Source organism: Gaetbulibacter sp. S0825, assembly GCF_011777505.1.
In the GTDB taxonomy this organism is placed as follows: domain Bacteria; phylum Bacteroidota; class Bacteroidia; order Flavobacteriales; family Flavobacteriaceae; genus Pontimicrobium.
In genome coordinates, this window is sequence record NZ_JAATJT010000003.1 from 16,370 (window position 1) to 28,889 (window position 12,520).

14 protein-coding genes are annotated in these 12,520 nt (G+C 32.2%); 7 read left to right on the forward strand and 7 right to left on the reverse strand.

The window, feature by feature from the left end:
* Window positions 1-87: 87 nt before the first annotated feature.
* From HB672_RS11205 to HB672_RS11220, 4 genes are read left to right on the forward strand one after another with little or no spacing between them, the layout of a single operon-like run.
* Window positions 88-648 (forward strand): RNA polymerase sigma factor, encoded by a 561-nt coding sequence (locus HB672_RS11205; protein WP_167769623.1) that lies wholly within the window; start codon window positions 88-90, stop codon window positions 646-648.
* Window positions 649-652: 4 nt separating this feature from the next.
* The gene (locus tag HB672_RS11210; RefSeq protein WP_167769624.1) at window positions 653-1,207 is read left to right on the forward strand and encodes a hypothetical protein; all 555 of its coding nucleotides are present in this window, start codon (window positions 653-655) and stop codon (window positions 1,205-1,207) included.
* Complete coding sequence (locus HB672_RS11215) at window positions 1,185-2,267, forward strand: hypothetical protein (RefSeq protein WP_167769625.1); 1,083 nt, start codon at window positions 1,185-1,187, stop codon at window positions 2,265-2,267. The genes HB672_RS11210 and HB672_RS11215 overlap by 23 nt, the downstream gene beginning before the upstream one ends.
* A 24-nt stretch (window positions 2,268-2,291) precedes the next feature.
* Window positions 2,292-3,017 (forward strand): head GIN domain-containing protein, encoded by a 726-nt coding sequence (locus HB672_RS11220; protein WP_167769626.1) that lies wholly within the window; start codon window positions 2,292-2,294, stop codon window positions 3,015-3,017.
* A 45-nt stretch (window positions 3,018-3,062) separates the two neighbouring features.
* On the opposite strand, the gene HB672_RS11225 is transcribed toward HB672_RS11220, so the two are convergent.
* The 3 genes from HB672_RS11225 to HB672_RS11235 form a co-directional block, all read right to left on the reverse strand.
* Window positions 3,063-4,376, reverse strand: a complete 1,314-nt coding sequence (locus HB672_RS11225) for an MFS transporter (RefSeq protein WP_167769627.1) — start codon at window positions 4,374-4,376, stop codon at window positions 3,063-3,065.
* A 1-nt stretch (window position 4,377) separates the two neighbouring features.
* Window positions 4,378-5,709, reverse strand: coding sequence for an MFS transporter (locus HB672_RS11230; RefSeq protein ID WP_167769628.1), 1,332 nt, complete (start codon window positions 5,707-5,709; stop codon window positions 4,378-4,380).
* Window positions 5,710-5,776: 67 nt separating this feature from the next.
* Window positions 5,777-6,595: a M48 family metallopeptidase gene (locus HB672_RS11235; protein ID WP_167769629.1), complete on the reverse strand. Its 819-nt coding sequence runs from the start codon at window positions 6,593-6,595 to the stop codon at window positions 5,777-5,779.
* Window positions 6,596-6,787: 192 nt separating this feature from the next.
* Here HB672_RS11235 and msrB point away from each other — a divergent pair, with 192 nt between their 5' ends.
* Together msrB and HB672_RS11245 are read left to right on the forward strand one after the other, a co-directional pair.
* Window positions 6,788-7,270, forward strand: coding sequence for a peptide-methionine (R)-S-oxide reductase MsrB (gene msrB / locus HB672_RS11240; protein WP_167769630.1), 483 nt, complete (start codon window positions 6,788-6,790; stop codon window positions 7,268-7,270).
* The gene (locus HB672_RS11245; protein WP_167769631.1) at window positions 7,263-7,817 is read left to right on the forward strand and encodes a DUF1572 family protein; all 555 of its coding nucleotides are present in this window, start codon (window positions 7,263-7,265) and stop codon (window positions 7,815-7,817) included. Before msrB ends, HB672_RS11245 begins: the two co-directional genes overlap by 8 nt.
* On the opposite strand, the gene HB672_RS11250 is transcribed toward HB672_RS11245, so the two are convergent.
* On the reverse strand, window positions 7,812-9,107 hold the full coding sequence (locus HB672_RS11250; protein ID WP_167769632.1) for a TlpA disulfide reductase family protein: 1,296 nt from the start codon (window positions 9,105-9,107) through the stop codon (window positions 7,812-7,814). The two genes, HB672_RS11245 and HB672_RS11250, sit on opposite strands and share 6 nt — an antisense overlap.
* 136 nt (window positions 9,108-9,243) lie before the next feature.
* On the opposite strand from HB672_RS11250, the gene lpdA reads away from it, so the two are divergent.
* Window positions 9,244-10,620, forward strand: a complete 1,377-nt coding sequence (gene lpdA, locus HB672_RS11255; RefSeq protein WP_167769633.1) for a dihydrolipoyl dehydrogenase — start codon at window positions 9,244-9,246, stop codon at window positions 10,618-10,620.
* A 53-nt stretch (window positions 10,621-10,673) separates the two neighbouring features.
* On the opposite strand, the gene aroQ is transcribed toward lpdA, so the two are convergent.
* The 3 genes from aroQ to HB672_RS11270 form a co-directional block, all read right to left on the reverse strand.
* Window positions 10,674-11,090, reverse strand: coding sequence for a type II 3-dehydroquinate dehydratase (gene aroQ / locus HB672_RS11260; protein WP_167769634.1), 417 nt, complete (start codon window positions 11,088-11,090; stop codon window positions 10,674-10,676).
* A gap of 76 nt (window positions 11,091-11,166) precedes the next feature.
* Window positions 11,167-11,772: a porin family protein gene (locus HB672_RS11265; RefSeq protein ID WP_167769635.1), complete on the reverse strand. Its 606-nt coding sequence runs from the start codon at window positions 11,770-11,772 to the stop codon at window positions 11,167-11,169.
* Window positions 11,773-11,955: 183 nt separating this feature from the next.
* Window positions 11,956-12,501: a porin family protein gene (locus HB672_RS11270; protein WP_167769636.1), complete on the reverse strand. Its 546-nt coding sequence runs from the start codon at window positions 12,499-12,501 to the stop codon at window positions 11,956-11,958.
* Window positions 12,502-12,520 lie beyond the last annotated feature (19 nt).

The following is a 12,520-nucleotide window of genomic DNA, read 5'->3' on the forward strand; positions in this document are numbered from 1 at the left end:
AGTTTTCTTAAATAAAACCAAACTTTTTTTTATCAAACTGTAACAAAGTTTAATTACCTTAATCTTTCTAATAAACAATTTGTTTTAGTGTCACTACCAAACCTAAATACTGAAGCGCTTGCAGAGCTTTGTAAATCTGGCAACCAAAATGCACAATTGGAGCTATACAATAGATATTACAAAGCCATGTACAACATTTCGTTGAGGATTGTTAAGGATAGTTTTGAAGCAGAAGATATTATGCAAGATTCTTTTTTAACAGCGTTTACAAAATTAGGTGAATTAAAAGATTTAAAAACCTTTGGTGCCTGGTTAAAGCGAATTGTAACAAACAATAGTATTTATCACTATAAAAAGAGTCATAAATACCAAAACGTTCCTTTTGACAATGTGCTTTATAAAGTTGAAGAGAATCAAAACATTGGTAGTGATTATGATTTTACAAACTTAAAAGCACAACAGGTGCTTAAGGTTATAAATAACCTTAAAGACAATTATAGAATAGCATTAACCCTAAATTTAATTGAGGGATATGATTATGAGGAGATTAGTGATATTATGGATATTTCGTATTCAAATTGTCGAACAACCATATCACGCGCTAAAGAAAGTCTAAGACAAAAAATACAGCTTACTGCTGAATATTAAAATTATGAGTGAAGATATTTTAAATAACATGTTTAAAAACACCGAAGGTCAGTTCGATACTGAAGAACCAGCTATTGGACATAAACAACGCTTTTTAGATAAGTTAAACACTGTAGCTGTAACTGAAAAAAAATCGATGTTTAAGTTATGGAAACCAATTATTGGTATAGCTGCTTCTATTGTTTTACTGATTACGGTATCCTTTGGAGTTCTAAAAAGTAACGAAACAATAGATTTAGCAAACATTTCTCCAGAAATGGCTACAACGCAAGACTTTTTTACAAATGCAATCACTATCGAACTTGAAAAACTTAACAGTGAAGAATCTCCAGAATATCAAGATTTAATTGTTGACACTATGTTTCAAATGAAAATCTTAGAAGAAAACTACGAACAATTAAAGTTAGATCTCGAAGCAAGTGGTAAAGATGAACGTGTTATTTACGCCATGATATCCAATTTTCAAGACAGAATAGGCCTATTACAAAATGTAGTAGAACAAATAGATGAATTAAAACAAACAAAAAACGAACAATATGAAAACAGCACTACTTTATAGAGCTTTAATCACCCTTATTTTAATGCCATCATTAGTGTTAGCTAACAACAATGATTTAAATGGCAAACACACTAAAGAAAAAAAAGTACATAAAGAGTTTTCAGTAAGCGCTGATGCTACTTTAGAAGTTGATAACAGCTATGGAAATATAGACATAGTTACTTGGAATGAAAACCGCATTGTCATAGATGTAACCATCACTACAAACGGAAACAATCTAGAAAAAGTTGAAAAAAAATTAAAAGATATCAATATAGAGTTTTCTGGTTCTTCAAGTCGTGTTATAGCAAAAACACGCTTTTCTAAAAGCAAATCTTTTTGGAATTGGGGAAATAACAATGTTAGTATGAAAATTAACTACGTTATTAAAATGCCAATGAGTAATAATGTTGACCTAGAAAACGATTACGGTAGTATTAATTTAGATAAACTTGAAGGTCGTGCCACTATTGATTGTGATTATGGAAAAATTACCACTAAAGAATTAATGGCAGATAATAATGATATTTCATTTGACTACACAAAAAACTCATACTTCGAATACATTAAAAGTGGAGTGATTAATGCAGATTATAGTAGCTATACTGTAGGAAAGACAAACGATTTAGAAATTGATGCAGATTATACTAAATCAACAATAGAAATCGCTGAAGATGTTTCCTATAACTGCGATTATGGTTCTTTAACAATTGGAAAAGCTAACAATATTAAAGGTGATGGTGATTACTTAACCTTACGTATTGGTGAAGTTTATAAAAATGTATCTGTAACTGCAGATTATGGCTCCATGAAAATTGATAACATGACTAGTAACGCTGGCGATGTAAACATAGAATCTGACTATATGAAAATAACAATTGGATATTCTTCTGGGTATAGTTTTGACTTCGACTTAGACCTTAGCTATGCATCATTACGTGGTGATGATGACTTAGAGGTGTCTAAAAGAATTGAAAAATCTAGTAGCAAAAAATATTCAGGTTATCATGGTTCTAAAGGATCTGGAAATACTATTAATATTACATCAGATTATGGAAGTGTAACTTTCAAGAAAAATTAAATATCAATCAAAAAACAAACAGAAATGAAGAAATCAATTTTATTATTAGTAGCTATTTTAAGTGTCTCATCAATTAATGCGCAATGGTGGGGAGGAAAAAAAATTAAAGGCAACGGAAACATGACAACTGAAACCAGAAATACTGGAGATTATGAAGGTATTAAATGTGCTGGCTCAATGGATTATATATTAGTTGCTGGAAAAGAAGGAAAAATTACTCTTGAAGGGGAATCAAATTTATTAGAACATATTGTTACTGAAATTAAGGATGGCAATCTTATTGTAAAGGTAAAAAACAAAGTTAATTTAAGTCCAAGTTGGAATAAAACCATCAAGATTACGATTCCTTTTGAAGATATTAGCAATGTATCTTTAGCTGGGTCTGGAGATTTATGGAATAAAGATGAAATTACTGCTACTAATTTTGGTGTGTCATTAGCAGGTTCGGGTGATGTTATACTTAATATTGAAGCTTCTTCTGTTAAAGGTAGTCTTGCTGGCTCTGGTGATTTAACCTTAAAAGGTAGTACTAACGATTTAACAGTAAAAGTTGCTGGATCTGGAGATATTCATGCTTTTGGACTTCAAGCTAATAATACAACAGCTTCTATTGCTGGCTCTGGAGATATTGAAGTAGTAAGTAATAAGAGCTTAAAAGCTCGTGTCTCAGGTTCTGGTGACATTGAATATAAAGGCAACCCTGAAAAAGAAGATACTAAAGTATCAGGTTCTGGTACTATTAGTAACTAAGAACAATTATTTTAGTAAAAAAGCCACTCTATGAGCGGCTTTTTTTTATTTCACATATTTATTACCTTTTATAGTAAATAGAACGATGAGCGCTACTAAAAAGAATATTGCCAAAAATAGTACAGACCATTGCATAGAATTTGTAATTGAAATTAATAACCCAAAAACAAACATTCCTAATACAATGGCTATTTTTTCTGTAACGTCATAAAAACTAAAATATGTAGCATGGTCTTCAGTCTCTGGTAAAAGTTTTGAATAAGTAGAACGCGCTAAAGATTGTGTAGCACCCAAAACTAGACCCAAAACACCTCCAAGCACGTAAAAATACATATCAACATTTTCTTGACTTTTGTCTAAGCTAAAAGCTAAAAAGCAAACCAATCCCCAAATTATCAAGGTTATTTTTAAGGCTGTTAAGTTACCATACTTATTAGATAGTCTTGAAAAAATAAAAGCTCCAGCTATAGCTACAATTTGAACGAGCAGAATAGTTAAAATAAGGTTGGCAGTAGGTAAGCCTAACTCCTCGCTTCCAAAAATTCCAGCCATTAACACAATTGTTTGAACGCCAACACTAAAAAAAGAAAAAGACACTAAAAAGCGTTTTAAATCTTTGTATTCATTCAATTCTTTTGCCACTTTCTTCAACTCATTAAAACCTTTCCATATATAATCTTTTTCTGGTTTTTGATTATAAACATTATTAGGTAAATGTCTGTAGGTTATTTGTGCAAATCCTAACCACCAAATACCAACTAATAAAAACGTAATTCTTGAACCATAGGCTTCATCCAAAAACCCAAAAACGCCTGTTTGAATAAGAACCATACAAAGAACCATTAAAATCACTGATCCTATATAACCAAAAATAAAACCTTTAGCGCTCACATTATCTTGTTGTTCTGGATAAGCTATTTCAGGTAAGTAGGCATTGTAAAACACAATACTTCCCCAAAAACCTACACCTGCTGTAATTGTAAAAAATAAGGCAACCCAAAGTGTAGATTCATCTTTAAAGAAAAACAAGCACATTACTGATAGTGATCCTAACAGACAAAAGAATTTAAGGAATTTTAATTTGTTCCCTGTATAATCGGCAATACCAGAGAGTATTGGAGATATTATTCCTACAATTAAAAAAGTAAGAGACAGTGTATAATTATAAAGTGTGGTAGGATTCCAACTTGTCCCAAGAAAAGTTATGCTACCTTCTAGATTGGCAAATGAAGACGTCATACTACTATAATATATAGGGAATACAGCAGTACTAATAACCAATGAATAAACCGAGTTTGCCCAATCATAAAACGCCCAAGCATTGAGTAGCTTCTTATTACCTTTTTCTAATGTTGCCATATTAAGACTTTGTTGTTAATTGTAATTTTTTAGGAATCCTAAAGAGTAAAATAATTCCAAATAAGAAAAATACAAGCAAAAATAAAATGGCATTTCGCATGGTTCCTGTAATTTGGTCAACAGTTCCATAAATACTCATTCCTATAATAATTCCTATTTTTTCAGTCACATCATAAAAACTAAAATATGATGTTGTGTCTTTAGTCTCTGGTAAAAATTTTGAATACGTTGAACGTGATAATGCTTGCACGCCTCCCATTACAAAACCTACAACTGCAGCAGTCATATAAAACTCTATTGGAGTTTTAACAAAATAGGCAAACACACAAATAAGCATCCAAATAGTATTAATACCAATTAGCGTTGGTATGTTTCCATATTTGGCTGAAGCCCTAGATGTCAAGCTTGCACCAAAAACCGCCACTAATTGTATGACCAAAATACTAATAATCAGCCCTAAGGTTTTTTCATTATTGTCTGCCCAGGAAATTTCTTCTTCTCCAAAATACACAGCCATTAACATAATAGTTTGCACAGCCATACTGTAAACAAAATAGGCATATAAGAAACGCTTCAACCTTAAGTTTTCTTTAAGTTGTTTCCAAACAGAATTCAATTCTTTAAAACCGTTTAACAAAACATCTTTAATAACTTTTTTCTCTTGTGAATTTCCTTTAGGTAAATGATAAAAAGTGTATTGAGCAAATAGCATCCACCAAACACCAACAGTTATAAAAGAAATTCTCATCGCTACCATAGCAGCCTCTTGTTCGCTTCCTTCTATAGCAAACCAATTAGGTTTCATAACCATTGCCAAATTGGCTAATAATAAAATTACACTTCCAATATACCCTATAGAAAATCCTTTGGCACTAATGGCATCTTGTTGTTCTGGATAAGCAATATCAGGTAGATAGGAATTGTAAAATACCAAGCTTCCCCAATACCCTATTAACCCACAAAAATAGAAGAACAAACTTATGTAAATATGCTCCAAACTAAACCAAAACATACCTATACATCCCAAACTTCCTATATAACAGAAAAACTTCAAAAATAATTTCTTGTTTCCAGTATAATCTGCAATTCCAGATAAAATAGGCGATAAAATAGTAACTACAAAAAATGTAAAAGCAGTTACAAAAGATATAAGTGCTGTACTTTTAAAATCAAAACCTAAAAAACGAACGCTTTTTACAGCATCTAAAAATAAAGCTGAATAGAATATTGGAAAAATAGCAGAAGCAATAGTTAGCGTATAAACCGAATTTGCCCAATCGTAAAACGCCCAAGCATTGAGCAATTTTTTGCTTCCCTTTTTTAATATTGCCATAAACAAAAAGCTGCTCTATTATGAGCAGCTTCTAAAGTAAACATTTATTTTTAACCTTAAGAATGATTTATTCTCTAAAAGAAGTGATTCCAAATTTTGCAGCTTCCTTTTTTGCCGTCGGAGCTAGCTTTTGCAAATTAGCAATTCTGGTGTCATTAGAAGGGTGAGTACTTAAAAATTCTGGTGGTGCTTGTCCTCCACTATTGGCTTTCATACGTTTCCATAACTCAGCTGCTTCATCAGGATTATAACCAGCAATTGCCATTATATACAACCCTATTCTATCTGCTTCAGTTTCATGTGCTCTACTAAAAGGCAACATTACACCAACTGTAGAACCAATTCCGTAGTATTGATTGAAAGCATTTCTTGACTTTTCATCTTTAATTGCTATGTTTCCCGCAATTGCAACTCCTTGCTGCAATAAACCAGCGCTCATACGTTGCTGACCATGATTTGCCAAAGCATGTGCAACTTCGTGTCCCATAATAGCAGCTACTCCTGTTTCATTAGCAGCAATTGGTAAAATCCCTGTATAAAAGACTATTTTACCTCCAGGCATACACCAAGCATTAACTGTTTTATCATCTACTAAATTATATTCCCATTTATAATCATTTAAATATCCTTGATATCCATTGGCATTTAGCCAACGTTCAGCAGCTACTGCAATTCGCTGTCCAACCCTAGTTATCATTTCAGCATCTTTAGTTCCTTTTACCACTTTATTTTCACTTAAAAACTGGTCGTACTGTGCAAAAGCAGTCGGAAAAAGCTGGTCGTTTGGTACCAAAGCCATTGTTTTTTTTCCAGTAAAAGGATTTGTAGCACATGAAAGAAATAAAGCTATTATTCCAAAAGTAACTATTAATTTACGAGATTTCATCTGTTTATTTTTTTAATGGTTAAATGCAACCTTTAATATTTAATATCTTGTTAAGACATTTTAAAAATACAAAAAAGGTTTCTTAAATTTAAGACACAACTAATGATAATTTGTCACATTAAAAACTTTGTAATAATTTCAATTTTTTATCGACTTAATTAAAAAGAACCAAAAATTTGCTAAATTAATACTATGAAAAAGATTTTATTTCTTTCGTTTATTAGCTTTTGTTTAAGTTGCAATAGCTCAGCTCAAAAAAAAGAATCTGAAAAAAGTTTTCCAATTACAAAAACTGAAGCCGAGTGGAAAGCAGAACTCACAGATTTACAATATTACGTACTAAGAGAAGCTGGTACAGAGCCTGCATTTAGTAGCTCATTTAACGATAACCATTTAAAAGGTGTATATGTTTGTGCAGCTTGTGAAACACCATTGTTTAAAAGCGATCACAAATACGATTCTCGCTCTGGTTGGCCTAGTTTTGATAGAGAAATTAAAGGAAATGTAGCCTTTTCAGTAGATTATAATATAGGCGTTGCCAGAAAAGAAGAACATTGCGCCACTTGTGGAGGTCATTTAGGACACGTGTTTGATGATGGACCAAGAGAAACTACTGGATTACGTCATTGTGTTAATGGTGCTGCACTAAAATTTATTTCAAAAAAAGATGACTAACAGTTATTTATCTAGCATAATAAAACAATTTGAATACTACAAATCACTTGGTGATAAGACTTTTGAGCAATTAAGTAATGAACATATTCATTGGCAATATAATAACGAAAGCAACAGTGTCGCCATAATTGTTAAGCACATTGTTGGTAATATGTTGTCTCGCTGGACCAATTTTTTAACAGAAGATGGTGAAAAAATATGGCGTGAACGTGATAAAGAATTCATAGATACTTACAACTACAAAGAAGACATGTTAATGGATTGGAATAAAGGTTGGGAATGTCTTTTTGAAGCCATAAAACCTTTAGAAGAAAATCAACTTGAACAAATCATCTATATTCGTAACCAAGGACATACAGTTACCGAAGCTATTAACAGACAATTGGCGCATTACTCTTACCACATAGGGCAAATTGTTTTTTTAGGCAAGATGATAACCAATAATCATTGGAAACCCTTATCAATACCCAAAGGAAAATCAAGTAGTTACAACCAAGAAAAATTTGCTAAAGATAAAGGCAGAAGACATTTTACAGACGATTTATAATTTAATAGATGTATTAACCAATTTATCCTTTAAGATGGCTTCAACCTCTTCAGCAGTTGGGTCAACAGCTAAAATTTCACCAGAGCCATCAATTAAAAACATGCCGCCACCGCCATTCATAACATTATACTTCTCCCAAATTTTATTTTGCCTATCCAACTCAATTAAATTTAACCAAGGCCATTGCTCTTTATCCATAAACTTGTTGTAAGCGTTTAAATTTTTAAACTCTCCTGCTACACCAACAATGGTGAACCCTTTGTCCTTATATTTTTCATAAACTGGTCTTATTTTTCGAGATTTTACAATACAAGGTCCACACCAAGTTGCCCAAAGGTCTAATAATACAATCTTATTTTTATCTACAATTGGTTTTAGTTCATAGGCTACATTATTGATATCTGGTGCTTTAAAGTTAATATACTGACCACCAGGTTGAAGCTCGGTATAGCCAATCCACAGGTTTTGAGCGAGTTTAGAATATGGATGATTTGGGTATTTAGCACTCAATGTGTTATAAGCCTCTACTATTTTTTCCTTTGGTGCTTTGCTGTAATTTAAACTTTGCATATCTCTCATCAAAATAGAATAAGATACTAAAGAAGGGTTTGCTTCTATAAATTCATATTTTTTATTTTGAAATTGTTTAGACAATATATTAACGACTGAATCTAATTCTTTTCCTATTTCACTTCTGTGTTTTTTAGCTTTTTCTAATTTTCTAATGCTTTGATAAATTGGTACTTTTTCTTCCTGAGATTTAGCTTCTCTCAAACGAGAAAATAACTCATTGTACTCTTTTGAGTTGAATTTTTCAAATGAATCAAATAGATTGTAATCTTCATAAACAGCAGTAAGTTGGTTATTATAACCATCTTGAATTGAATCTAAATATATTTGATATAAATTGTTGTTTTCGCCACCCTCACGTGTAAATTTATTAGAATTATCTTGGTCATATAAATTAAAAACTATATCGGCATTTTCCGAAAAAAACTGAGTAGGCATAAAACTTCCAGTTACTAGTTCATCTTTAAAAATAAGTTGATACATTTCTATCTCATCAGACACAAACTTATGCTCAAACTTGCCATTAATTATCGGAATAGTATCTATTATATCTTGTCTGGGATCATCTGTAGCCTTCAACAAAAAAAGAGTATCACTCACTCTATCTACTACAGTTCCTTTGAGCACTGATACATTAATTATTGATTTTCTATTATCATTCTCACATGAAAAAACGTAAATAATAATTAATAAAACAAAAAGTATATTCTGTGCTTTCATAATTGGTTAGCTTTGTATAAAAGTAATTATTTAACCACAATTTATATACCATTAAATTTTAAAATCATAACTATTTAATTATTCAAATGTGATTTCGTAAATTCGTAGCCTAAATTTAAGACTTAAATATATACTCATGAGTAAATACGATATAATTGTTCTTGGAAGTGGTCCAGGAGGCTATGTTACCGCTATTAGAGCGTCTCAATTAGGATTTAAAACAGCAGTAGTTGAAAAGGAAAGCCTTGGTGGTGTTTGTTTAAATTGGGGCTGTATTCCTACGAAAGCGTTGTTAAAATCGGCTCAAGTTTTTGAATATTTAAAACATGCCGAAGATTATGGACTTTCTGTAAAAGATGCCGATAAAGATTTTGATGCGGTTGTAAAGCGTAGTAGAAATGTTGCAGATGGTATGAGTAAAGGGGTTCAGTTTCTTCTTAAAAAGAACAAAGTTGATGTTATTAATGGGTATGGCAAAATAAAACCTGGCAAAAAAGTAGATGTTGATGGTATTGAGTACAGTGCAGATCATATTATTATTGCTACTGGAGCACGTTCTCGAGAATTACTAAGCTTACCACAAGATGGTAAAAAAGTTATTGGTTATCGTGAAGCTTTAACACTAGAAAAGCAACCAAAAAAGATGATTATAGTTGGCTCTGGAGCCATTGGCGTTGAGTTTGCTTATTTCTATAACTCAATGGGAACAGAGGTTACTGTAGTTGAGTATATGCCAAAAATAGTTCCTGTTGAAGATGAAGATGTTTCAAAACAACTAGAACGTTCTTTCAAAAAAAGTGGTATTAAAATAATGACTTCGGCTGAAGTGACTAGTGTTGATACTTCTGGTAAAGGAGTAAAAGCTACAGTGAAAACTAAAAAAGGAGAAGAAGTGTTAGAAGCAGATATGGTGCTTTCGGCAGTTGGTATTAAAACGAATATCGAAAATATTGGATTGGAAGATGTTGGTATTGTTGTAGATAAAGATAAAATTATAGTTAACGATTACTACCAAACAAATATTCCCGGATACTACGCTATTGGAGATGTTACTCCAGGTCAAGCATTAGCTCACGTTGCATCTGCTGAGGGGATTTTATGTGTTGAAAAAATTGCAGGACAGCATGTGGAAGCACTAGATTACGGTAATATTCCTGGATGTACGTACTGTTCACCTGAAATTGCAAGTGTTGGTCTAACTGAAGCTCAAGCAAAAGAACAAGGTTTAGATATTAAAGTTGGTAAGTTTCCCTTTTCAGCATCTGGTAAGGCAAGTGCTGGCGGACATAAAGATGGTTTTGTAAAAGTGATTTTTGATGCCAAATATGGCGAATGGTTAGGCTGCCACATGATTGGTGCTGGAGTAACTGATATGATTGCCGAAGCTGTTTTAGGAAGAAAACTAGAAACTACAGGACACGAAGTATTAAAAGCGGTACATCCTCACCCAACCATGAGTGAAGCGGTTATGGAAGCTGTAGCTGCTGCTTACGGTGAAGTAATTCATATTTAATAAAAAAACAAAAAATATTAAATACAAAGCAGCCCTTTATGGGTTGCTTTTTTTTATAAAAAACTTTGAATAGCCAACTCATAACTCTGCAATCCAAAACCTAGAATTACACCATGTGAGTTAGGAGAAATATAAGATTGATGTCTAAACTCTTCTCTTGAAAATGTATTAGAAATATGCACTTCTACAACTGGTGTTTCAATAGCTTTTACAGCATCTCCAATACCAACAGATGTATGTGTATACGCAGCGGCATTCAATATAATACCATCATAAGCAAAACCAGCTTCTTGCAATTTATCTATAAGCTCCCCTTCTATGTTAGATTGGAAATGTTCTAAACTCACTTCTGGGTATTTTTCTTTAACAGTTTCAAAAAACTCCATAAATGTTAAGCTTCCATAAATATTTGGCTCTCGTTTTCCAAGCAAATTGAGATTTGGGCCGTTTATGATGATAATTTTTTTCATATATCAAATGTATCAAAAAATAATGCATAAAAAAACCGAAGCTTTGAACTTCGGTTTTTTTGAAATAATGTCGTTATTAAAGCTGAAAAATTGCTCCAATATTGAAAGCTGAAGTTGCATTTAACAGATTAAAATCGGCATCAATAATATTTATGAAGCCGTTATACCCTTGATATTCAATGAACAACTGTGTTTTATCTGTAATACTAAATTTATGGCCTATACCCAAACCTAAACCTAGATCAAATGTACTGTCCAGTTCACCTTTTATATCTATTTCTCCTGAAGGAGTATCAGCTTTAGCACTTGCCAAAAACCCTAAGGTTGGCCCAAAGTTTAAAAACCAATTTCTATTAGATCCAAAATGCCAGTTAGCATGAATAGGTAGTGCTATATAATTCAATTTATCTATATAATCATCTCCAGATTCAGTAATTTTTGTACCCTTTGAATCATAAAGTAATCCTGAACGTAAACTCCAGCGATCACTTAAATAATACTCAACAATTGCACCTGCGTTAAATGCTATTCTAATTTTATTGCTCAAACTTTCATTGCTAGTATAGTTTGATAGGTTTAAACCTAATTGTGGTGCAATGGTAAGGTCACCAGAATCGTTCTGCGCATTCAACTGAGTGAATCCAAGGATTACGATTAATGTTCCGAATAATAATTTTTTCATAATAAATTTGGTTTTAAATTTTATTGATTGGCAAAACTAAACGGTTAAAAGAAATAAAGCAACAAAATTAACTTTAATTTAGTGTAAATTTCTTACGCTTAATTAATATAAAATACCACAAAAAAAAGAGCGCCAAAATGTGCGCTCCTTCTTTCTTGATTTGCTATTAATCAATATTGTTTTTTATAAAAAATTGAAACCTATAGAAACTTGGAATACATTATTCTTCCAATCAGCATCTTCTTCATCAACAACGTTCCCTAATCCTAAGTTGTAACGTGCTCCAAAATTTAAACCAGATTCTAGTTGGTAATTCATTCCTATTGCTGCACTAAAATCAGTACTTTTAAGAAACTCCTTAACATCTTCACCATCAGCATCAGCTGAAAGTAAGAACCCTATTTGCGGTCCAACCTCTACACTAAATCCTTCCGCAACTGTAATCTTTGCAAGAACAGGAACATTAAGATAGTCCAATTTCAAATCTGCATCTCCTTCAGAAGCTCCTTGCGATGAATATTGCAATTCTGGTTGAACAGCGAATTTTTCAGATATTCCTATTGTAGCCACACCTCCAAAATGGAAAGATGTTCTGCTATCAAGTCCATCAGCATCATCTCCACCAACACTAGCAAAGTTAACACCTGCTTTCAAACCAAATGTGGTTTCTTGAGCATTAGCAGTGAAACAAAAAGCCACAACTGCCATAACTAATAATAATTTTTTCATAATTTGTAAATTTAGTTTT